This is a genomic window from Branchiibius hedensis, assembly GCF_900108585.1.
In the GTDB taxonomy this organism is placed as follows: domain Bacteria; phylum Actinomycetota; class Actinomycetes; order Actinomycetales; family Dermatophilaceae; genus Branchiibius; species Branchiibius hedensis.
In genome coordinates this window covers 3,057,141-3,078,475 of sequence record NZ_UESZ01000001.1, presented here as the reverse complement: position 1 = coordinate 3,078,475, position 21,335 = coordinate 3,057,141, and the positions used below count along the sequence as shown (strand labels likewise).

Here is a 21,335-nt window from a genome sequence, read left to right as displayed (position 1 = left end):
CACTGGCCGGCCGGGGTGCGACCGAGAAGGCCTGAGAACAAGGAACGGCACCCGCCCGGCACAGGCCGGGCGGGTGCTGTCTTGGCGGACGATCAGACCTGTCGCGTCAACCAGGTCGACTTAGGCCGGCACACCAGGCTCACCCCGTCGACGGTGCAGGTGGTCTGGTAGCCCTCGGAGAAGAGTCGCTGACCGACCCAGCGGTAGTCGGTGCCGGTCAGCACTCTCGGGGTGTATGCCACGAAGTTCTTCGCATCGTTGGTACTGCCCTTACCGGTCCACCGCACCTGCTGCGGGTACGGATAGACCGGCCGGGTCATGGTCACCGCACCACTGGTCTGGTCGATGCGAGACGCGATGATCTTCGTGGGTGTCCTGCCACTCTCCGTCCACGCCATGACAGGGGTCAGGACGTCGAACTGGTTGGGTCCTTCGCCGCCGCCGCAGTGTGCGACACCCGGGAACAGATATAGCTTCACGAACGAGTTCGCCCGCACCGTCCCCATCGTCTTCTTGACCGCGTCGTAGTAGGCCAGGGTGTTCTGCGGTGAGATGTGCTGGTCCTCCCAGCCGTGCCACAGCAGCAGCTTTCCGCCACTGGCCTGGAAGCCGGTCAGGTTCGGATCGAGGGAGGCCTCATAGCTGGAGGACTGCACCGCCTTCCAGAACTCCTGCGTCGTGAACTTGAAGTCGGTCAGCTGCAGGTTCGGGTTTTGGTTGTTCGGATCCACGAGGTAGCGCAGGTAGGACAAGGCGAAGTTCGCGCTCATCGGTGTCTGTCCTTGCGCCGACGGAACGAACAGTGTCCAATCCAGCTCCGAGCCCCACTCGTGGGCGATCGCGGGTTCGAGTCGGGTGCCCTTCTTGTCCGTCGCGCCGTTGTGCAGTCGCCACACCACCCCGGCCTCGGCTTTGGTGAGGCAATTGGCGGTCTGACCCTTCGCGCACACCAGTGAATACGGATCGAAGTTGCACTGAGTCGGGTTCTGCAAAAGGCCATCCTTGACGCCGTCGATGCCGTCGCACTTGGCGAGAACCGCGGCATGGATGATCGGCAACTTGTCTGCCAGCAGGATGAACTTGCCGCTCGAGTCGAGGTTGGTCAGCACGTTCCAGGCGTGGTGGATCGTGTTCTGCACCGCCATGTTGTTCGCCGGTGCGCCTGCCGCGATCCCGTCGAAGTCGTCGGGGTAGCGCTGGGCTTCCATGAGCGCTTCGCGACCACCGTCGGAGCACCCGTCGAAGTAGGAGTAGGCCGGCGCCTTGCCGTAGAACTTCTTGATGACCTTCTTGGTCACGATGGACAGGACGTGCTGACTGCGGTACGCGAAGTCAATGACTGCCTGCGGGTTGTTCAAAGCCCACGACCCGTCGTTCCCGCCTTCGTGGCCCATGTCCGTCGCCGCGGTCACGAGGCTGCCGTCGACGACGAGCGGGCAGGTGGCCCCCTGGGTGACGTTGACGTTGACGCTGCCACACAGGCCGCCGCAGCCGGTCTGAACATAACGTTGTGACCAGCCGTTCAACGGCAGATGGATCTCGAACTGGTTGGCCGGCGCGATGGTCCCCGTGACTTTGCAGTACGGCTGCGTGGTCCCAGTGGTCACCGCGGTCGATGCGGAGAACTTCACCGCGTCACCGTTGTCGTCGGTGACGTGCATGCCCAGAACGTCAGCGCACGTCACCACCGGCTTCAGGTAGTCGAGTTCGGCTAGGCCGTTGGCGGCGATGCGCGTCTTGGCGGGCGACGTGCTCGTTGCCGTGGCCGTGGCTGTCGCCGGAGCCACGGATGCGACGGCAGCGAAGAGGGCGACGATCAGCACGACGAGCAGATGCTGTCGACTGACGGGACGGGGGCGTGACCTCGTGGGATCCAGCCGCAGAAGCAATCTCATGCAGACACCTCGTTGTGTTCAATGCGCTGCCCCGGTCGAGCGGCGCCCGAAACGACCCTCGGTCGTTGTCGGGCGACACTACTCGCTACCAAAATCGTTAACAATAGCGAAAGCAAAGTCATTTACGATCTTTTACTCAGGAGATGGTGCAGCCCGGCGTTCGGCGATGAAGTCGGCGTCGGTGTCGACGCTGTTCACGAGACGACGGCGCAGGTGCTCACTGCCCCAACGATGATCGTTTGCGGCGTAGTGGCTCAGCAGCAGGTCGTGACCAAGGTCGTTGTCCAGGTCACGCCACACCGAGTGGATGTGGTTGCCAGCCGCGACCGCGTTGTCCGATTCCGCTAGCAGGGAACTCGTCGACACCCGGAAGTAGTACGACGTGTCGCGCGTAGTCCCTCCAGCCCACGCAAAGGTGAGGCGCTCCGGGGACTCGGCCTCGACCAACCGGCGGTACTGCTGGGATAGCTCCTCGGGGACCGTCTCGACGAAGTAGAGCAACAACTCCCGGGCCAGGGCCAGATCGTCCGCATTCATCTCCGCACCGTTCAGACCGGTGGGAGCAGCCTTCTCGAAGCGCAACGCCCAGCGGTCGTCGTCGTCGATCCCGTAGGCGGCGATGCCAAGGTCCACGTGGTCGGGCAACTCGATGTCACCGACCTTGGCGACCTGTCGGGTGGTGAAGTCCGCGGGCGCCTTGTCGTGAATGTGCGCCGCGGCTCGCTGCTCGGCAGAAAGGCGGCCCATGAGCTCGAATGCCATCCGCTGACTCGCGCCCATCGGGTCCAGGACACCGGCGGGGAAGGGTTGGGCACCCATCGCCATCGGTGTGACCGTCAAGAACTCCTGGCCGACGATCGTGTAGTTGAAGCCGATGTGGTGACCGATGACCCGCCAGCCCCACGTGTCTTCGAAGGCGGGTCGACCGAACCAGCTGAACAGGTATGCCTCCGGGTCGCGGAAGTCCGCAGCCCAGACGCCGAACTTGCGATCGATGACTTCCACCTCACGCAGGATGTTCTCGGTCGCCATCACGGCCAGAGCCTGGCTGTAGCCGCGCATACTCAGGCCGGCCTTCAGCAGCGAGTGCGCGAGAACCTTTTGGTGTCGGTCCAATTCGGACAGCGGGATCCCGGTGCGGTCCGGTTTGGGGATGAAGTCCCAGTCGATTCGCCGCGGGTCGTCAAAGGGGTTGTGGGCGCGGCTCTTCTGGTCGGCGGTGAAAGAACCGAGCAATGACCACGTCGTGAAGAGCATGTCGCGGATCGCGTCGGGCGCGCGAAAGGTCATGGCGCCGTTGCCAGTAGGGGTGGTCATCGTCGTACTCCATCCAGTGGTTGATGCGGGTCAGGATTGATAGGGGTCAGGGGTGAGGGTGTATTTGGTCTGCAGGTATTCGGCGATGCCCTCCGGGCCGCCTTCGCGGCCGATCCCCGAGGACTTCCAGCCACCGAAGGGCGCCGCGGCGTTGGAGACGACGCCGGCGTTCAGGCCCATCATCCCGGTCTGCAGCTGCTCGATCATCCGCTGGCCGCGCGCGAGGTCTTGGGTGAAAACGTATGACACCAGACCAAATTCGGTGTCGTTGGCGATACGCACCGCCTCCTCTTCGTCGTCGAACGCGACGATGGCGAGGACCGGTCCGAAGATCTCCTCGCCGAGGATCTCACTGCCTGGGGCGACATCGCTGAGGACGGTGGCGGCGAAGAACGAGCCCGGCCGGTCTAGCTCGGTCCCTCCGATCCAGGTCTTCGCACCGCGGTTGACGGCGTCCTGCACGAGGTGAGTCGCCTTCGCGACGGCCCGGTCATCGATCAGCGGCCCGATCGTGACGCCATCCTCGGTGCCCGCCCCGGTGCGGAAGTCGCGGACCCGGTCGACGACCCGCGCGGTGAATTCGTCGACCACGCTGCGGTGCACGATGAAGCGGTTGGCCGCCGTGCAGGCCTGTCCGATGTTGCGAAACTTGGCCGCCATCGCTCCATCCACCGCCTGATCCAGGTCGGCGTCGTCGAACACGATGAACGGAGCGTTGCCACCCAGCTCCATCGACGTGCGCAGTACGCCGTTCGCGGCCTGGGCGAGCAACCGTTTGCCGACCGGCGTGGAGCCGGTGAACGACAGTTTGCGCAGCCGCGGGTCGGCGATGATGGGTTCGGAAACAGCTGCTGCGTCAAGGGTGGGGATGACGTTGACGACGCCATCGGGCAGCCCGGCTTCCTGCAGCAGTCGTGCGAAGAGCAGGGTCGTCAACGGGGTGAGCTCGGAAGGTTTGACCACGACCGTGCACCCGGCCGCTAGCGCCGGCGCGATTTTGCGGGTCGCCATGGCCAGCGGGAAATTCCACGGAGTGATCAGGTAGCAGGGACCCACCGGGTGCTGGGTCACGATCATTCGGCCCGAACCCTCCGGCGTCGTGCCGTAGCGACCCTGCACCCGTGGTGCCTCTTCGCTGAACCAGCGCAGGAACTCCCCGCCGTAGGTGACTTCGCCGCGGGCCTCGGCGAGCGGTTTGCCCATTTCCAGGCTCATCAGCAGCGCGAACTCGTCGGCACGGTCCTGCAGCAGATCGAAGGTTCGTCGCAACAGTTCACCGCGCTGACGAGCCGGCGTGGCCGCCCAACTGTCGGCTGCTGCGCAGGCCGCATCGAGCGCGGCGGCGGCGTCCTCTGCGGTCGCGCTGGCGATGGTCTTGAGCGTGGCCCCGGTGGCCGGGTTGGTGACCGTCAGCGTGCCGTTGTCGGAGGAGCGGCGCCACTCACCGGCAACGAAGAGCCCGTCGGGAACTGCGCCAAGGAGTATGTCGAAGTCGCGAATCATGAAGTCCGTCCGTGAATCATGTTGCTGGAGTAGGGGTTTGGGCAGCGCCCTGGGCAACGCGCCAGATCGAGAGCGCCACCGCGGAGGCGACTGCCGCGACGATGCCCAAGTGCAGGGCGCTGATCCCGACGAGGCCAGTGACCGGCGACCCGATGGCGCCGCCGAAGAACTGGGCTGCACCGGTCAGTGCGGAAGCTGCGCCACTGGCAACGAGGGTGAGCTGGCCCCAACTGTGCGCGCCCGGGAATACCAGGCCCATGCTGGCGCAGTAGACGGTGCTAGCCGCCCACAGCAGTGGAGCGGGCGCGTCGACCGCCGCACCGAGCCACAGGGCCATGGCAGCCAGTAGTCCGAGTAGCAGCCCCGCGCCCATGGGGCCAGTTGGCCGACGGGTGCGGACGAGTCGGCGGAACACGGTGTTTCCGGCCAGGATCGCCAGGGCGTTGGTGCCGAACACCAGAGCGAAAACGCTTGGTGAATAACCGAACTGCTGCTCCACGACGAAGGAGACGGACGCGATGTAGGCGTAGAAGCCGATGCAGAGCACACCTAGGGACGCCGCGATCGCGGCCAGTTCGCGGTTGCGCCCGGCCGTCACCAGTGCCGACCCGACGGGCGTCGCGTGCTGGAGTCTCCGGTCGGCCGGGAGGGACTCAGGGACCAGCGCGATGAACGCGACCACAATCACCACTCCGAGAACGACCATGGCGACGAAGTCCGCGCGCCAGCCCCACCATCCGGCGATGAAGGTGCCGGCCACGGGTGACAAGATCGGCGCCAGCGCCGTGGCGATACTGAGTACGCCGATGCGACCGGCGACGGCATGCGCGTCGTGGGTGAGATCGCGCACGACGCTGCGGGCGGCGACGATTCCTGCGGCACCGCAGAGACCCGCGACCCCACGCGTCGCAACCAGCATCCAGCCGGACACCGCGAAGATGCTCACGCCAGAGGCGAGCGTCCACCCCACCATCCCGATGACGATCACCGGTCGTCGCCCGTGCCGGTCGCTGACCGGACCCCAGAACAGCTGTCCGACAGCGATACCCAGCAGACACCCGGTGATGCTGGCCTGGATCAGCCACGCCGGAGCGTTGAGGTCCTGCTGCATCTGCGGCATCGACGGCGCGTAGATGTCCATCGACAACGGTGACAACGCGGTCAGCACCGCCAGCACGAGCATGACGCTCCGCGATGAAACAAGCTGTGCCGCGGACTGTTCGGTCAGATGCGGCGTCCGGGCGGTCACGTTCCGTCGCTGTCGAGGACGGCAAGCAGGTCGCACTGGATCAGGCAGCCGCCGTCGAGGGTCGCGGCCAGGACTTGGCGCGCGGGGCGGCTGTCCGGGTCGGCGAACATGGCCAGCCACTCCCGGTTCAGGGCGTCCCGGTCGCGATAGTCCGACAGGTGGACGGTCACCTTCAGGATGTCGTCAGGGCTGCCGCCGGCGGCGCTGAGGACCGCTTGAATGTGCCGAAAGACGTTGTGGCACTGCGCAGCCAGATCCGACGGCAGGTCTCCGGTCATCGGATCGCGGCCGGTCAGAGCGCCCGTAGCGAGGAACGGCCCGATCCGGCTCGCCGCCGGGATCGGATTGGCGTGGCTGAATCCGGGGATCTCGATGCTGACCCGCCGACCCATGGTGTCAGGCCCCCTCGACGACGACGTTCTCGATGGCGCCCAGGTGCTCTATCTCGCCACGGACGACGTCGCCGACCTTGAGGAAGCGACCGGTGGGCGCCCCGATACCGGCCGGCGTCCCTGTCGCGAGAATGTCGCCCGGCATGAGCGTCATCACCTGGGTGAGGTAGGCGATCTGCTCGTAGATGTCGTAGATCATGTCGCCGGTGGTGAAGTCCTGGCGGACCTCGCCGTTAACGGTGAGCCTCATGTGCAACGCCAGCGGATCGTCGATCTCGTCGTCGGTGGTCAGCCACGGGCCGATGGGGCCGTGGGTGTCGAAGGATTTGCCCAGGGTGAAGGTGGGGCTCTTCTTTTGCAGCCAATCCCGCACGGAGACATCGTTGGCGACCAGGTAGCCGGCGATCACCGAGCGGGCGTCCTCAACGGAGACGTTCTTACACTGCTGGCCGATCACGACGCCGAGTTCGATCTCATAGTCGAGTTCGTCGGAGAGGGAGGGCTTCTCGATTCCGTCGTACGGGCCGACGATGCAGGAAACCTGCTTGTTGAACCACATCTGACTGGTCGGGATCGGTATCCCGGCCTGGCGGGCTTCCTCGGCGTGCTCGCGGTAGTTCATCCCGATACCGAGATACTTCTGCGGTGAGTCGATCGGCGGCTCGAGCGTCACGTCGTTCAGCGGGTACGTCGTGCCCTCCGCTGCCTCGATCGCAACCTTGAGGTCGGGCAGGTGAGGAAGGATCTCGCGCAGCGAGGATCCGACACCGGGGACTGCGGACAGATCGGTGATGTGGTCGCCGTCGACGCGGCCAAGGCGGCTGCGCTCGTCCGAAGGCAGGTGGAAACGGGCTATCTTCATGCGGATTCCTTCGCGGGGTTCTCGTCGTCGGCACGCTCCGAGGCCAGGGCTGGCCATTCGCGTTCGCCGTCAGGGGTCATCTGGAAGCTGAGGAATCTCCAGGCTCCGTCATGGCAGCGGCGCAGCACCTGGGTGACCGGGCCACCGAGACTGCGTTCGCCGCCCTCCTTGGTACGCAGCCGGTTGACCAGTCGTCCGGTCACGACGGCGACGTCGCCGACGACGCGGATCGTGAGCGGGCCCCGATGCATGTCGAGGTACGCCTGGTTGGTGGCTACGTGTTCCATCAGTTGTGCCTTGTTGTGGATGAGGCCGGGCGCGTGGATGTGCACGAGGCTGTCGTCGTAGAGGTCATCCAACGCGGCGATGTCGTTGCTCATCAACGCCTTTCGCCGCCGCTCCTCGACGGCGAGGATCTCGTCCCGGACCTGCTCATCGGCGTACTGCACCCGTGTCATATCAAGCCTTCGTAAGAGCCGCCGTCTAGTTGCAGGTTTTGGCCGGAGATGTAACCTGCCTGGGCGCTGCAGAGGAAGGCGCACGCGTCGCCGAACTCATCCGGTGTGCCAAGCCGTTGTGCCGCGATGGTGGAGGCGATCTGGCGGTAGGCCTCGTCGCGATCGATCCCCTCGCGCTCCATCCGTCGCTGGGCCATGAACTCCTGACGTGGTGTGTCGATGCGTTCCGGCAGCAGGTTGTTGACCGTCACGTTGTCCTTGGCGACCTCCTTGCTCACCGACTTGCTGATGGCGGTGAGGGCGGCGCGCGCCGACGTGGACAGCCCCATGTCTGCAGCGGGACTCTTCACCATGGCCGAAGTGATGTTCACGATCCGACCGAAGCGACGTGCGCGCATACCTGGGATGTAGGCGCGCATCAGGTCGACGGCGGGTACGGCGTTGGCCCGCAAGGCGGCAATCAACGCCGTCTCGTCCCAATCGGCTAGCTCACCTGGTGGCGGCCCGGCGTTGTTGGTCACCAGGATGTCGACGTTTGGGTAAGCGCCCACGATGGTGGATCGGCCATCGGTCGTCGTCAGGTCAGCGCCCACCGAATCGACTTGTGCACCAGGGATGTCCGAGCGCAAGCGGCTCGCGGAGGCGGCTGCCCGTTCGGCGTCCCGGCCGTTGAGAATGACCGCGACGCCCTCGCGGGCCAAGGAACGAGCACACGCGTAGCCCAGCCCCTGGGCCGACGCGGCGACGAACGCCACGCGACCGGAGATGCCAAGATTCATCGGTCACCCGACCAGCGCGTCCGCAGACCGGAAGCCGGTGGTCTCTCCCGCCTCATGGCCGGGACGAGGCTGGCCGACCAGAGCGTGATACTTGCTGAAGATGGCGTCGGCTTCTGCGAGCGGCAGCACTTCCTCCACGTTGGCGAACGGTTCGCCGTCGGTGCGCTCGGCCACCATGCGGCGGATGACTTCGTACCCCTCACCACGGTTGGCCATGACGATGCGGTTGACCACGGTGAGGCGTTCGTCCTCATAGGCCTGCAGTGCAGCCTCGGGATCCTCGATGGTCGCCAACTTGTCCGCGATGACGCCGGCGTCCACCAGTGCTTGACACCAGCCGTTGCCGCCCCGCGGGTACATCGCGTGGGCAGCGTCACCGGCGAGGGCGACGCGGCCATCGACCCAGCTGTCGAGCGGGTCGTGATCGATCAGCGGCATGAGGTAGACCTCGCGCGCGTTCTTCATCAGCTCCTGTACGTCGAGGAACGGCAGCTTGGTCGTGTCGTAGTAGTGCAGGATCTCCTCGACACCGCCGGTCTGGTTCCAGTCCTCGACGGACTCGTCGCGGGTGGCCTCCACGACCCAGTTGATCAGGGTCTTACCGCTGCCTTCGAAGTCGTTGGCGATCGGGTAGATGATCATGCTGGAGACGCGCGGGTCGCCGATGTGCAGGATGGTGCCGCCGGTCTTGAACGGTTCGGTCAGGGTCGTGCCACGCCACATGGTGATGCCGGAGTACGCCGGCGTTGCACTCTCCGGGTGCATCTGGGTGCGGACGGCCGACTTGATGCCGTCGGTTGCGATGACCACGTCGGCCGTTACCTGGCTGGACGTCCCGTCGATGTGTTGCAGATCGACGGTCACCTTGCCCGCGTCTTGTGTGTAGCCGAGGCAGCGGGCCCCGAGGACGACCGAGTCTGCACCGAGCCGCTCCAGCACGGTGCGGTAGAAGAGCATCTGCAGGGCACCGCGGTGCACGAAGCGCTGCTCGTGCAGATAGCCCATGTGCGTGCCGCACAGCTCGGCGTAGATCTCCTGGCCGTGGTTGTTGTAGAAGATCGACTCCTGCGCGTCCACCGAGATGGCGCGGAACTCCTCGAGCAGGCCGAGGTCGTCGATCTCCTTGGTGCCATAGACCTTGGTGTCGATCCCGACGCCAAGGGGCTTGAGTTCAGCGATCGCTTCGTAGATCTTCGGCCGGAATCCCTTCTGGTGCAGTCGCAGAGCCGTGGCCAGCCCACACGGGCCGGCTCCGATGATGGCGATGTCGAGCATGGCTGTCCTCTTGTTTCGTTGTCGATCGTGAGTTGGTCACGATCAGGTGGTGATGGGCGGCTCGCTGTCGGGTGCCGTCCACTGCGGGAACACTTCGTGCAACAGACGCAGGGTCGCGTTCCAGGCTCGCGCAGCACTTCGGGCGTTGTACCCGATGACGTCGTTCGGCGGTGCGGACTCCAGGGCCACACTGCTGAAGGCGTGTTTCGTGTCGCTGTAGAGATCCAGTTCCCACTCGACCCCCGAGGCTGACAACGACTGCACCAACTGTTCGCGCTGAGATGCGGTGGCCATCGGATCATCGGCGCCGCAACACAACAGCACACTCGCGCCCGCCAGCCATCCGTCGGTCTGCGTGGGGTCGCCCCACGGAGCCAAGAGATCCAGACCGGGATGAATGGCTATGACACCCCTCAGGCGACCACCTGTGCGCAGGTACTCCAGCGCCGAGGAACCGCCGAAGCAGTACCCCAGGGCAACTGGCGGACCGGTGATCTCTGGCTGTTGCGACGCTGCTTCGGCGGCGGCATCAATGCGGGCCAGCCAGGTCGACCGGTCCTGCAGCATGGTGCCGATCATCGTCTCGGCGTCGCGGGGCGAGGAGAAGGTCTGGCCGTCACCCCAGACGTCAGCCGCGAAGACCGACGTGCCCAACCGGGCCAGTCGGTCCGCGATGGCTCGCATGTCTCGGGTCAGTCCGAAAGCGTCGTGGATGAGCAGAACCGCAGGGCCCGGCTGAGGCAGGTCCGCTGCAGTGACGAGGTAGCCCACCAGTTCGACGCTGCCGCAGCGATAGGTGACGTCCCGTTGGTTGAGCTGGGTCATGGGGCGCTCCTCTCCGTCGACGATGGTGTGGCCAACTTCACGTATGTGAGCCCTGCCACGGTGACGGTATCGTACATGATTTGGTAACGACAAGCGGATCGCCGAATTTGACAGAAGCTCCCCGATCTCCCCGAAGTGCCCGGATTTCCCCGAGATCACGGGCATTTTGCGATCTACCTCACATGAGATCCAGGAGGAATGAGATCCAGATCACCCATAGCGGTTGCGTTGGGAGCAAGATCATGTATATGATTTCGCACACACCGGTCCCGGAGAGCCGCCGTCGCGGCGGAAACTCCCGGCGTACCGGACCGATCGACAAACCCCGACCAGCGCCTGCGGGCGGCGGGGCAGGACAGGAAGAAGCGATCGCATGACCCAGACCGTTGCGCCCGACCCGACCAACCAGGGACCGGTGAACCTCAACGAGACCCCGCATCACCGGCCGGGCCGGCTGATGGCGGTGAGCACGCGGTTCGCTCTGCTGGGAGTGTGGGCGTTGCTCGCCATCGTCTACGCGCTGGTCGTTCCGGACACGTTCCTCACCGCAGGAGCGTTCAAGACGATCTTCGGCAGTCAGCAGGCGCTGGTCTTCCTGACCGCGGGTCTGCTCTGCACGATCCTCGTCGGCGAGTTCGTCGACATGTCCGTCGCCTCAAACTTCGGTTTGGCCGCCATCCTGGTCACGGTCCTGAACGTGAACCACGGCTGGAACGTGTGGCTGGCTTCGCTGGCCGCCATCGTCGTCAGCACACTCGTGGGGGTCGTCAATGGGTGGCTGGTGGTCAAACTCGGTGTCAACACGATCGTGGTGACCCTGGGAATGGGAACGTTCCTTCTCGGAATTGCCCTGTGGGTCAGCAACCTGACCCCCGTCTCCGGTCTGCCGGAGTCTTTCCAGAACATCGCCAACACCCAGGTGCTGGGGCTGCCCGTCAGCTTCTTCTACGGCATCGCACTGATGTTGGTGTTCGCCTACGTATTGAAGTTCACCCCGCTCGGTCGCAACATGCGCTTCGTCGGAGAGAACCGCGAAGTCAGCCGGCTCGCCGGAGTGCGGGTGACGTGGGTGCGCATGGGGGCGTTCATCGCCGCCGGGCTGATCGCCGGTGTCGGGGGAGTGCTCACCGCGGCCGCGACCGGAGGTTTCGACCCCAACGTGTCGCAGGCATACCTTCTGCCGATGTTCGCCGCCACCTTCCTCGGCACGGCGGTCATCGAGCCGGGACGGTTCAACCCGATTGGCACCTGGATCGCCGTCTACTTCCTGGCAACTGGCGTGCTCGGACTGCAACTGATGGGCGCCACGTCGTGGGTGACCAGCGTCTTCTACGGCGGAGTGCTGGTGGTCGCCGTCACTCTGACCACTTTGCTCCACGCTCGATCGCGGGCTCGATGAGTACTAGCTCAGGCCCCGCCAATTTCATTGCGACACAACGAAATCGATTCCAGTTCACCGCTTTATCAACCATCTCAGGAGAATTCATGAACACCACCTTCCGTCGCGGCAAGGTCGCCGCGATCGCCGCCGCCTCGACTGTGCTCGTCGCTGGTGTAACCGCCTGCGGTAGCAGCAGCGACAACAGCGGTGGCTCCGGCACCGCGACCACCGGCGGCAACGGTTCGGCGCTGGCGGCTGAGGTTGCGAAGCTGGAGAAGCCGCTGGACAAGTACCCGGTGCCGACTGCCCCGATCAGCAACGTCGCGTCGCTGAAGGGCAAGACCGTGTACTACGTACCGATCACGATGCAGTCGCCCCAGTTCAAGGTCACTCTCGCTTCAGTCACCGCCGCCTTCAAGACGGTGGGGGTGAATGTGCAGTCCTGTGACGGGAAGGGCACGCCCACCGATGTCGCAGCGTGCATTACCCAGGCGACGGACCAGAAGGCAGCTGCGATCATCACCGACGCGATTCCGTACGTGATCGCTGCCAACGCATTCGACGCGGCGCAGAAGGCCGGCATCCCCGTCGTGATCAGCAACCAGGTCTCCAGCGACGACGCCCACCCGGCATCGAAAACCCTGGCCTACATCCCGGCCGGTGGATCGGGAATGCAGGAAGCTCTCGCCAAGTGGGTCACCGTCGACTCCGGGGCCAAGGCGAACATCTTGATCAACCAGGGCACCGACGGTCCTGCTCCGGCGGTCTTCGTGGCGGCTGGCCAGGCCGTGTACAAGAGCCAGTGCCCGAACTGCGTCGTCACGATCAACAAGGTTTCCTCGGCCAACTTCTCTCTCATTCCGTCCTCGACGAGTTCGGCTCTGCTGAAGAACCCCAACGTCAACTACGTGGAGTCGCAGTTCGAGCAGTACCTCCAGCCCACCCAGACCGGTGTGCAACAGGCGGGCCGCACCTCGGACGTCAAGGGGCTGACCGGTTCGGTGCAGCTGGGCGGACTGCAGCAGTTGAAGTCCAAGAACTTCCTTTACGCTGCTGCCGGCCAAGCGTCCTCCTTCCAAGGCTGGGTGGACGCCGATGCCGTGATGCGGCTGGTGCTCGGCGACGAGCTCCCGAGCTACACCATCCCGGTACGCCTGTTCACCCGTGACACGGTCAACTCGATCACCCTGAGCTCCGCCGCCGAAGAATCTGGGGAGTGGTACGGCCCGACGACCTTCACCGAGGACTTCAAGAAGTTGTGGGGCGTCTCGTGACCGGTTCCGCAGCGGAGACAGCTAGGCTCCACGTCGAGGGTTTGAACATGACGTTCGGGACCTCGCGCGTTCTCAAGGACGTGACGCTGGAAGTCGCGCCCGGGGAGATCCACGGCCTCATCGGGCAAAACGGATCGGGTAAGTCCACGCTGGCCAAGGTGCTGACGGGGCTCTACGACCCGGACTCAGGCACCCGTCTGAGTGTCGACGGGATAGACCTCAGCCTGCCGGTTCGGCCGAGCGAGTCGAGGGCGCGCGGCGTCGCAGTGGTGCACCAGAGCCTGGGCCTCGTCCCCGAGGCAAGCGTCCTGGAGAACATGCGCCTGGGGCGGTTGAAGGGATCGCGATTCCTTCGCAAGATCGACTGGGCGGCGGAACGCGCAGACGCCGAGCGGGTGTTCGAGCGACTGGGTCGGTCGGTGCCGTTGGACGTCCCGGTCGCCACCTTGCGTGAGGACGAACGTGCCACCGTCGCCATCGCCCGAGCTTTGCAGGACGTGCACCCTGGCGAAGGGCTGATCATCTTCGATGAGTCCACTCGCGCGTTAGGGCGCAAGGCGCTCGAGCACTTCTTCGGAATGCTGGATGACATCGTGGCAACGGGCACAGCCTGCTTGTTGATCACCCATCGCCTCGAGGAAATCGTGGACGCCGCCGATCGGGTGACGATCCTGCGCGACGGCCGGGTCATCGAGGGAGGGCGTGCCGTGCGGGGAATGAGCGAAGCCGACCTCACCGCGCTCATGCTCGGCCGGGACCTGATCAACATCGAGAAAACGCCCGCCCCGGACGTGGCAACTGCAGAAGCGGTGCACATCGAGGATCTATCGGGTCGCGGTGTCCAGGGCGTGGGTTTTGCGGTGGCGGCCGGAGAGGTTGTGGGTCTGACCGGATTGGGTGGCTCAGGGTACGACGATGTGCCCTACCTGCTGACCGGTGCGACCCCTGCCGATTCGGGAAGGATCTCGCTTCCCGACGAGACCATCGACGCATCGAAGCTGACACCATCGGCGGCCATCCGAGCAGGTATCGCGCTGGTTCCCGAGGGCCGTGACTACAGCGGTCTGGCGATGGCGATGTCGGTGAGCGAGAACACGACGTTCCCGCAGACCGCCCGACGGTCAAGGAGTTTGCGGCCGTTCAACGCTCGAGATGAGAAGGCACTGGTCAGTGGGTGGATCGAACGCCTAGACGTTCAACCACCCGATCCGCACAAGATCGTCGGGACACTCAGCGGCGGCAATCAGCAGAAGGTTTTGCTCGCCAAATGGCTGGCAACCAAGCCGCAGCTGTTCGTCCTGCACGAACCCACCCAGGCGGTCGACGTCGGCGCCCGACACACCATCGTCGAAACCATCCGCCAGGCAGCAGCCCAAGGCTGCGCCGTGGTCGTGTCCGGTTCGGACGAGAATGAACTGGCCCTGCTGTGCGACCGGATCCTGGTTTTCAGCGAGGGCGAGATTCGTAAGGAACTCGGCGGCGACAGCACGCCCGATGACATCGTCAACGCCATCTACGCCACCGGTTCGCGCACCAAACTGCGGCAGCGGCGACAAGCAAGCTGACCGCGCCGTACCCGCTCTTCATATCCCACTAACTCACTGACGCAAGGAAACTGAGACACATGCCAGTAGTCGACATCAACATCCATCACCTGCCCGAGGATCTGTTCACCAACGAGAAGATGCTCAACGGGTTCCTCGACTCCGCTCCTCGCGGTTTCGGTGAGATTGCCCGAGTGATCGAGATGGACTCGGGCAAGAAGCAACTGATCCTGGAGAAGCCGGCCGGTTATCAGAACCTCAACTACGTCGAGGGTGACTACTCGGCCGAGGCCAAACTCGCCGCCATGGATGAGGCCGGTGTGGATTACGGGATCATGCGCGTGCCGGTCTGGCAGGAATGGTTGGGGCTCGAGACCTGCCGGGCGGTCAACGACAACGCCTTCGAGATCGTCAAACGCTCGGAGGGCCGGTTGTTCTCCACCGCGTGCGTGCCGCCGTGGGGTGGCAAGGAGAACATCTACGAGCTCGAGCGCTGCGTGAACGAGCTGGGCGCCGTCGGTGTCCAACTGGCCTGTCACTACGGGCAGCTCTACCTCGACGACGAGGTCTTCGAGCCCTACCTGAAGGTCATCGAGAAGCTCGACATCCCGGTGATCGCGCACCACACGCCGCTGCCGGTGGAGTGGAAGTCGGTCATCGACTACACCAACCTGCGCCGTGAGTACGGTCGGATCATCGACCAGGGCGTCGCCGTGGGCCGCGAACTGTTCAGCGGCATGTTCGACCGGATGCCCGGACTGCGGTTCATTCACACGATGTTCGGCGGCAACTGGTTCGCTAACGCGGCGTTGCTCACCCCGCACGGATCCAACAAGAAGGAGGCCATGCAGCGCCTCGATCCGACCAGCGGCAAGAAGATCCAGGAGTACCTGGAGCGCAACATCTACTTCGACATGACCCACCCACACTCGTGGGGCAAGGACCAAGTTGAGTGCGCGATCAAGGTCAGCGGGGCCGACCACTACCTGTTCGGTTCGTCCTTCCCGGTCTTCTACGGCTGGATGAGCCAGGGCGTCAGTTTCATCCAGCACGAGTTGGACATCAGCGATGCTGATCGCGACCTGCTGCTCTACGGCAACGCCAAACGGCTGTTCAATCTGCCCATCTGAGCCCAGAACAACAAAGGAGGAGGTTGAGGTGACGCATCAGTCCCAGGGCGAGGACATCGACGGATTCTTCACGACCGCGCGCACCAGCGGGCGGGACACCGCCGTGGAGCTTCCGACCGATGGATACCAGAACTACCTGTTCGACCTGGACGACCCGCAGGTGGCCGCATATCGCGGAATGACTTACGAGGAGTTCACTCGCGACCGGCAGTCCGCCCAATTCCTTCGCGACCTGCTGGACTACTGGGATTCCCAGCTGGCCGAACCGTTCGTCGGGATCACCACGGACGGCTCGGTCCGCGGGGGTGTTTACGGGTCGGCCGGTGAGTACGACGGGTCCGACCAGGCAGCGCGAGCGGCCGCCCGCACTGCACTCACCGTGCTGGACGACGGGGTGCGGGAGCGGTTCGAGCATCCGATCGACGCGCAGGAATGGCGCTCGTGGAGCAACCCGGAGTTCGTTTTTCACCGCAACGGATTGCGGCTCGAGGACCTGCCCGGTGACCAGGTTGACGCCATCCTGGCGATGGTCCAGGCCAGTCTCAGCCCCGCGGGCTACGAGCGCGTCATCGGCGCGATGGACCTCAACGGGTACCTGGGCGAACTGACCGGGCTGCCGACCATCATGAACAACCGCAGCTACTGGGTCTCGCTGTTCGGCGACCCGACTGGGGAAAATCCCTGGGGTTGGCAGCTTTTCGGCCATCACGTCGCGGTCAACTGCATCTGGGTCGGCGGTCGGTGCGTCATCGCCCCGGTCTTCATCGGGGCCGAGCCGGCGCTGTCCGACGTCTACCCTCCGCTCTTCGCGGCGCGGGAGCAGACAGCGATCGAGCTGGCGTCCTCGCTGACCCCGCAGCAGCGTGCACGGGCCGTGGTTTACAACTCGGTCCTTGATCCCGCGATGCCAGAGGGTCGGCTGCATCCGGCCGACGAGCGCCACGTTGGGGGAGCCTTCCGGGACAACCGGGTGGTGCCGTACGAAGGCATCCCGGCAGGGGAACTGACGAGCGAGCAGCAGGCGCTGCTACGCAGCATCGTCGAGGATTTCCAACTACTCCTACCGGAGGATCAGCGCGCGCTCACCATGGCCGACTACGACGCCCAGCTGGGTGACACGTGGTTCAGCTGGTACGGCGCCACTGACGGGTCACAACCGTTCTATCTGCGGATCCAGAGCCCCGTCGTACTTGCCGAACTCGACCATCACGCGGGGGTATGGCTCACCAACCGACTCCCGGCGAGGTTCCACGTGCACACCACGCTGCGCCTTCCGAACGGCAACGACTACGGGCGTGCCTACCTGGCGGAATGGGATGAACAGCATGACCGCCGATGATTCGTATACGATCCTGCACAGCGATCGCCGAAACGAGGAAGCCATGACGGGAACCGGCTCTGCGGGCCTCCCGCCGCACCTGCGGGAGCGACTCGAACGTGCACCGGTCGCTGGCCTGTCAGCGCAGTTGCGCAAGCGGGGACTCAACAACGTCGTCATCGAAGGCGTTCGCCCGCTGGTGCCCGGTCAGAAGCTGGTCGGCACTGCACGGACGCTGCGGTTCGTCCCGAACCGAGAAGACCTGTTCGACACCCACGGGGGTGGATACAACGCACAGAAGCAAGTGTTCGACTCCGTGGCCACCGGAGAGGTCATCGTGATCGAGGCGCGCGGTGACGTCACGTCGGCCACCCTGGGAGACGTGCTGGCCACCCGCGCGCAGGTCCGCGGAGCTGCTGGCATCGTCACCGATGGCGGTGTGCGCGACGCGAGTACTGTCGCCGGCCTTCCGATCCCGGTCTACTGCGCGGGCAACCACCCGGCGGTGCTGGGTCGCCGGCACGTGCCGTGGGAAGGCGGCGGCACGGTCGCCTGTGGTGGGACGACCGTGCAACCGGGTGACGTGATCGTCGGCGATGACGACGGCGTCATCGTGATCCCACCCGCGCTGGCCGACGAAGTCGTCGACGCCACGCTGGCCCAGGAAGACGAAGACGCCTGGATTGCAGAACGGGTCGCCGAAGGCAACCCCATCGACGGACTGTTCCCGATGAATGCCGAGTGGAGAGGCAGGTACGCCCAATGGCGCGAAGCGCAGTGAGCGGTGCTGCGGCACAGACGAAGTCGCAGCGTGCCTACGAATGGATCCGCGAACGTATCGTCAACCAGCACTTCACGCCCGGCTACCGATTGGTCCTGGGGACGATCGCTGCTGAGCTCGACATGAGCATGGTGCCGGTCCGCGAAGCGGTGCGACAGCTCGAGGCGGAAGGGCTGGTGACGTTCGAACCCAACGTCGGGGCGCGGGTCGCAATGATCGATGACACCGAATACCGCTACGCGATGCAGGCGGTGACGATCCTGGAGAGCGCGGCCACGGCGCTGGCGGCCCGCAGCCTGACGGTCGACGATCTGCGCCGCGCACGCTCCATCAACGAGTTGATGGTGGAGAGCCTCGACCGGTTCGATCCTCGGATCTTCAGCACGTTGAACCAAGAGTTCCACGCGATTCTCTATTCCAAGTGCACCAACCCGCGGCTGCTGGAGATCCTGAACACGGAGTGGGCCCGCCTGGGACACATGCGTGACTCGATCTTCGCGTTCGTCCCCGAGCGCTCGCGGGAATCGGTGCGCGAGCACGAGGACATTGTCGCGCTGATCGAACGCGGCGCGAGCCTGCACGACATCGAAGAGGCGGTCCGCCTCCACCGCAGCGGCACGCTGCGGGCCTACATGACTCACGAGCATCCGGGGGAAACCCTCGGTCAGCTCATCATCTGACCTCCCGATCCACCGAATCCAGGCGCACCCGTCAAGTGCGGCTGGCGGATCCGCACACCCCGCAACACCTCGCGTCAGCCGGTGCTGCCCAGAAAGAAGGCCCCATGCTTCCCGCCCAGACGATCACCGCGATCGCCGACGAACTGGCAGACGCGACACACACCCGCGGAACGGTGGCCAGGATCACCCAGCGCTATCCCGAAGCGACAGTTGATGATTCATACGCGATCCAGAGTGTCTGGCGCGACCGCAACCTCGCCCAAGGCCGGCGCCTGGTCGGACGCAAGATCGGTCTGACCTCGCGGGCGATGCAGCAGGCGACCGGGATCAGTGAACCCGATTACGGCGTGATCTTCGAGGACACCGTCCATGAGAACGGGGCGCAGCTGCGCCACGCCGACTTCACCAACGTACGGGTGGAGGTAGAGCTCGCGTTCGTGCTCGGCAGCTCGCTGAAGGGGCCGAACTGCACGGTGTTCGACGTGCTGCGCGCGACGGAATACGTGACCCCGGCGTTGGAGATCCTGGACTCTCACGTTGAACTCGAGGGCCGGACCATCGTCGACACGATCGCCGACAACGCGGCGTACGGCGCGATGGTGCTCGGCGGCCGACCGGTCCGACCTGACGCGATCGATCTGCGCTGGATCTCCGCCCTGCTCTACCGGAACGCCGTCATCGAGGAGACCGGGGTCGCGGCCGGCGTGCTCAACCATCCCGCCTCCGGGGTGGCGTGGTTGGCCAACAAACTGCACCAACACGACACCTCGCTGGACGCTGGCGAGATCATCCTCGCAGGTTCCTTCACGCGTCCCGTGTGGATCAGTGCGGGTGACTCGGTGCTGTGTGATTACGGCGAAATGGGAACGGTGACATGCCAATTCGACTGACGCCGACGTTGCGGAGCCGACTCGAGTCGGCGCACCGACCCCTGGCCGGAATGTGGGTCTGCTCTGCGAGTCCGCTCGTCGCCGAGATTTGCGCCGGCAGCGGTCTCGACTGGTTGCTGATCGATATGGAGCACGGTCCCAATGGCCTCGGATCGGTGCTCGCGCAACTGCAGGCGGTTGCCGCCTATCCGATCACTCCGGTCGTCCGGGTGCCATCAGACGACTCGACCGTCATCAAGCAGGTGCTCGATCTGGGCGCCCAGTCCATCCTGGTCCCGATGGTGTCTTCCGCGGAACATGCGGCGAATGTGGTTGCGGCAGCGCACTATCCGCCGCTTGGCCGCCGTGGCGTCGGATCAGCGCTGGCACGATCCGCCCGGTGGAACCGGATTCCCGACTACCTGACCTCGGCGGCTGATCACGTGTCGGTCTTTGTGCAGATCGAGTCGGTGGAGGGAGTCGAGGCGGCCGCTGAAATCGCCGCAGTGTCAGGCGTGGACGGAGTGTTTGTCGGTCCGTCAGACCTGGCTGCATCCATGGGTCTGCTTGGTCGGCAGACTCACCCCGACGTTGTGAGCGCTGTGCGTACGACGTTCGCAGCCGTCCGCAGTGCCGGAAAACCTGTGGGGGTGAACGCTTTTGATCCGGCGACGGCGCGTGCCTACCTGGCCGATGGTGCCGCGTTCGTCCTGGTCGGAGCCGACGTCGCGATGCTGGCCCGCGGTTCCGAACAGTTGGTCGCTGACTTTGCTGGTACCTCACCCGGCTTCAGAGAAAGCTACTGACTATCTGCTGCCGGCGCGGCGACGGTCCTAGACCGTGAGCAGGATCTTGCCGATGTGCTGCGACTCCTGAAGGGCGCGGTGCGCCCGAGCCGCATCTTCCAGCGGGAAGGTCTCGGACACGATCGGGCGGATCTTCCCCTGCGCGATCAACGGCCAGACGTGCTCGCGAACCTCGCCGACGATGGCTGCCTTCTGCGCCAGGCTGCGTGAACGCAGACTGGTCGCGGCGACCGTGCCCCGCTTGACCAGCAACTGGTTGATGTCGAGCTCGGCTTTGGTGCCGCCCTGCAGGCCGATGATCACCAGGCGACCGCCGTCGGCGAGGGCGGTGACGTTGCGGGACAGGTATTTCGCGCCGATGACGTCCAGGATGACGTCGGCGCCACCGGCCTCCTGGATGACCTCGACGAAGTCCTGCTCGCGGTAGTTGATCAGGATGTCCGCGCCCAGCGCGGCGCACGCGTCGAGCTTCTCCTGGGACCCGGCGGTGACCGCAATCCGCGCGCCGAGTTGCCCCGCGATCTGGATGGCCATCGTGCCGATCCCGCTGGAGCCACCGTGCTGCAGGAACAGATCGCCGGTCTTCAGATGGGCCGTCATCACGATGTTCGACCAGACCGTGCAGGCGACCTCCGGCAGCGCGGCGGCGTCCTGCAGGCTGACGCCCGCCGGGACCGGTAGCACCTGGCCGGCCGGGACGACGACCTGCTGCGCGTACCCCCCGCCGGCAAGGAGCGCACACACTTCGTCGCCGATGACCCACCCTGCCGCGGCCTCGCCGACCGCGGTGATGGTGCCGCTTACCTCGAGCCCGGGCACCTCCGAGATGCCCGGCGGAGGCGGGTAGAAGCCCTGTCGCTGCATCAGATCCGCTCGGTTGACGCCCGCCGCGGCCACCTCGATGAGAACCTCACCCGGCCCAGGGGTCAGGTCGGGCACCTCACTGACCGTGAGTACGTCTTCGTCACCGAATTCCGGAATCGTGATCGCGCGCATA

Annotated in this window: 19 protein-coding genes and 1 pseudogene; 9 read left to right on the top strand and 11 right to left on the bottom strand. The window is 65.1% G+C overall.

Annotated elements, in window-relative coordinates; all coding sequences use genetic code 11:
* Positions 1-92: 92 nt before the first annotated feature.
* The 10 genes from DR843_RS14900 to DR843_RS14855 all read right to left on the bottom strand — a co-directional run bounded on the left by DR843_RS14900 (position 93) and on the right by DR843_RS14855 (position 10,555).
* Positions 93-1,895: a tannase/feruloyl esterase family alpha/beta hydrolase gene (locus DR843_RS14900; protein ID WP_170119883.1), complete on the bottom strand. Its 1,803-nt coding sequence runs from the start codon at positions 1,893-1,895 to the stop codon at positions 93-95.
* Between the two features lie 132 nt (positions 1,896-2,027).
* Complete coding sequence (locus tag DR843_RS14895; protein ID WP_109687058.1) at positions 2,028-3,212, bottom strand: DUF3500 domain-containing protein; 1,185 nt, start codon at positions 3,210-3,212, stop codon at positions 2,028-2,030.
* A 30-nt stretch (positions 3,213-3,242) separates the two neighbouring features.
* Positions 3,243-4,715, bottom strand: a complete 1,473-nt coding sequence (locus tag DR843_RS14890) for an NAD-dependent succinate-semialdehyde dehydrogenase (protein WP_109687056.1) — start codon at positions 4,713-4,715, stop codon at positions 3,243-3,245.
* Between the two features lie 16 nt (positions 4,716-4,731).
* The gene (locus tag DR843_RS14885; RefSeq protein WP_109687054.1) at positions 4,732-5,964 is read right to left on the bottom strand and encodes an MFS transporter; all 1,233 of its coding nucleotides are present in this window, start codon (positions 5,962-5,964) and stop codon (positions 4,732-4,734) included.
* A complete protein-coding gene (locus DR843_RS14880) occupies positions 5,961-6,356 on the bottom strand; it encodes a RidA family protein (RefSeq protein ID WP_109687052.1) in 396 nt (131 codons plus the stop codon). The genes DR843_RS14885 and DR843_RS14880 overlap by 4 nt, the downstream gene beginning before the upstream one ends.
* A gap of 4 nt (positions 6,357-6,360) precedes the next feature.
* Positions 6,361-7,218, bottom strand: coding sequence for a fumarylacetoacetate hydrolase family protein (locus DR843_RS14875; RefSeq protein ID WP_109687050.1), 858 nt, complete (start codon positions 7,216-7,218; stop codon positions 6,361-6,363).
* Positions 7,215-7,676, bottom strand: coding sequence for a nuclear transport factor 2 family protein (locus DR843_RS14870; protein WP_109687048.1), 462 nt, complete (start codon positions 7,674-7,676; stop codon positions 7,215-7,217). Before DR843_RS14870 ends, DR843_RS14875 begins: the two co-directional genes overlap by 4 nt.
* Positions 7,673-8,455, bottom strand: coding sequence for an SDR family oxidoreductase (locus DR843_RS14865; protein ID WP_109687046.1), 783 nt, complete (start codon positions 8,453-8,455; stop codon positions 7,673-7,675). Before DR843_RS14865 ends, DR843_RS14870 begins: the two co-directional genes overlap by 4 nt.
* A 3-nt stretch (positions 8,456-8,458) precedes the next feature.
* A complete protein-coding gene (locus tag DR843_RS14860; protein ID WP_109687044.1) occupies positions 8,459-9,730 on the bottom strand; it encodes an FAD-dependent monooxygenase in 1,272 nt (423 codons plus the stop codon).
* 42 nt (positions 9,731-9,772) lie between these two features.
* Positions 9,773-10,555 (bottom strand): dienelactone hydrolase family protein, encoded by a 783-nt coding sequence (locus tag DR843_RS14855; protein WP_170119882.1) that lies wholly within the window; start codon positions 10,553-10,555, stop codon positions 9,773-9,775.
* Positions 10,556-10,928: 373 nt separating this feature from the next.
* Here DR843_RS14855 and DR843_RS14850 point away from each other — a divergent pair, with 373 nt between their 5' ends.
* The 9 genes and pseudogenes from DR843_RS14850 (at position 10,929) to DR843_RS14810 (ending at position 20,338) form a co-directional block, all read left to right on the top strand.
* Complete coding sequence (locus DR843_RS14850; RefSeq protein WP_109687040.1) at positions 10,929-11,954, top strand: ABC transporter permease; 1,026 nt, start codon at positions 10,929-10,931, stop codon at positions 11,952-11,954.
* A gap of 86 nt (positions 11,955-12,040) precedes the next feature.
* A complete protein-coding gene (locus DR843_RS14845) occupies positions 12,041-13,210 on the top strand; it encodes a sugar ABC transporter substrate-binding protein (protein ID WP_109687038.1) in 1,170 nt (389 codons plus the stop codon).
* 47 nt (positions 13,211-13,257) lie between these two features.
* The gene (locus tag DR843_RS14840) at positions 13,258-14,775 is read left to right on the top strand and encodes a sugar ABC transporter ATP-binding protein (RefSeq protein ID WP_109687036.1); all 1,518 of its coding nucleotides are present in this window, start codon (positions 13,258-13,260) and stop codon (positions 14,773-14,775) included.
* Between the two features lie 59 nt (positions 14,776-14,834).
* Positions 14,835-15,884 (top strand): amidohydrolase family protein, encoded by a 1,050-nt coding sequence (locus DR843_RS14835; RefSeq protein WP_109687034.1) that lies wholly within the window; start codon positions 14,835-14,837, stop codon positions 15,882-15,884.
* Positions 15,885-15,912: 28 nt separating this feature from the next.
* Positions 15,913-17,223, top strand: coding sequence for a DUF3500 domain-containing protein (locus DR843_RS14830; RefSeq protein WP_245934143.1), 1,311 nt, complete (start codon positions 15,913-15,915; stop codon positions 17,221-17,223).
* Between the two features lie 22 nt (positions 17,224-17,245).
* Positions 17,246-17,983 (top strand): annotated as a pseudogene (locus DR843_RS14825) (RraA family protein); the annotation flags it as partial.
* On the top strand, positions 17,965-18,663 hold the full coding sequence (locus tag DR843_RS14820) for a GntR family transcriptional regulator (RefSeq protein WP_109687029.1): 699 nt from the start codon (positions 17,965-17,967) through the stop codon (positions 18,661-18,663). The pseudogene DR843_RS14825 and the gene DR843_RS14820, both read left to right, overlap by 19 nt.
* 104 nt (positions 18,664-18,767) lie before the next feature.
* Entirely contained in the window at positions 18,768-19,553 is a 786-nt protein-coding gene (gene hpaH / locus DR843_RS14815) for a 2-oxo-hept-4-ene-1,7-dioate hydratase (protein ID WP_109689023.1), read from the top strand.
* Positions 19,538-20,338 carry an HpcH/HpaI aldolase family protein gene (locus DR843_RS14810; protein WP_109687027.1) on the top strand — a complete coding sequence of 267 codons (801 nt, stop codon included), beginning with the start codon at positions 19,538-19,540 and terminating at the stop codon, positions 20,336-20,338. The genes hpaH and DR843_RS14810 overlap by 16 nt, the downstream gene beginning before the upstream one ends.
* 27 nt (positions 20,339-20,365) lie before the next feature.
* Here DR843_RS14810 and DR843_RS14805 read toward each other — a convergent pair whose 3' ends face one another.
* A complete protein-coding gene (locus DR843_RS14805; protein ID WP_109687025.1) occupies positions 20,366-21,334 on the bottom strand; it encodes an NAD(P)H-quinone oxidoreductase in 969 nt (322 codons plus the stop codon).
* Between the last annotated feature and the right edge of the window lies 1 nt (position 21,335).

Excerpts from the sequence above, each read along its gene's own strand:
- DR843_RS14880 (WP_109687052.1), bottom strand. The coding sequence starts at position 6,356 with ATGGGTCGGCGGGTCAGCATCGAGATCCCCGGATTCAGCCACGCCAAT.
- DR843_RS14810 (WP_109687027.1), top strand. The coding sequence starts at position 19,538 with ATGCCAATTCGACTGACGCCGACGTTGCGGAGCCGACTCGAGTCGGCG.
- DR843_RS14845 (WP_109687038.1), top strand. The coding sequence starts at position 12,041 with ATGAACACCACCTTCCGTCGCGGCAAGGTCGCCGCGATCGCCGCCGCC.
- DR843_RS14890 (WP_109687056.1), bottom strand. The coding sequence starts at position 4,715 with ATGATTCGCGACTTCGACATACTCCTTGGCGCAGTTCCCGACGGGCTC.
- DR843_RS14835 (WP_109687034.1), top strand. The coding sequence starts at position 14,835 with ATGCCAGTAGTCGACATCAACATCCATCACCTGCCCGAGGATCTGTTC.
- DR843_RS14865 (WP_109687046.1), bottom strand. The coding sequence starts at position 8,455 with ATGAATCTTGGCATCTCCGGTCGCGTGGCGTTCGTCGCCGCGTCGGCC.
- DR843_RS14895 (WP_109687058.1), bottom strand. The coding sequence starts at position 3,212 with ATGACCACCCCTACTGGCAACGGCGCCATGACCTTTCGCGCGCCCGAC.
- DR843_RS14820 (WP_109687029.1), top strand. The coding sequence starts at position 17,965 with ATGGCGCGAAGCGCAGTGAGCGGTGCTGCGGCACAGACGAAGTCGCAG.
- DR843_RS14870 (WP_109687048.1), bottom strand. The coding sequence starts at position 7,676 with ATGACACGGGTGCAGTACGCCGATGAGCAGGTCCGGGACGAGATCCTC.
- DR843_RS14805 (WP_109687025.1), bottom strand. The coding sequence starts at position 21,334 with ATGCGCGCGATCACGATTCCGGAATTCGGTGACGAAGACGTACTCACG.
- DR843_RS14900 (WP_170119883.1), bottom strand. The coding sequence starts at position 1,895 with ATGAGATTGCTTCTGCGGCTGGATCCCACGAGGTCACGCCCCCGTCCC.
- DR843_RS14875 (WP_109687050.1), bottom strand. The coding sequence starts at position 7,218 with ATGAAGATAGCCCGTTTCCACCTGCCTTCGGACGAGCGCAGCCGCCTT.
- DR843_RS14850 (WP_109687040.1), top strand. The coding sequence starts at position 10,929 with ATGACCCAGACCGTTGCGCCCGACCCGACCAACCAGGGACCGGTGAAC.
- DR843_RS14855 (WP_170119882.1), bottom strand. The coding sequence starts at position 10,555 with ATGACCCAGCTCAACCAACGGGACGTCACCTATCGCTGCGGCAGCGTC.
- DR843_RS14860 (WP_109687044.1), bottom strand. The coding sequence starts at position 9,730 with ATGCTCGACATCGCCATCATCGGAGCCGGCCCGTGTGGGCTGGCCACG.
- hpaH (WP_109689023.1), top strand. The coding sequence starts at position 18,768 with ATGCTTCCCGCCCAGACGATCACCGCGATCGCCGACGAACTGGCAGAC.
- DR843_RS14840 (WP_109687036.1), top strand. The coding sequence starts at position 13,258 with ATGACGTTCGGGACCTCGCGCGTTCTCAAGGACGTGACGCTGGAAGTC.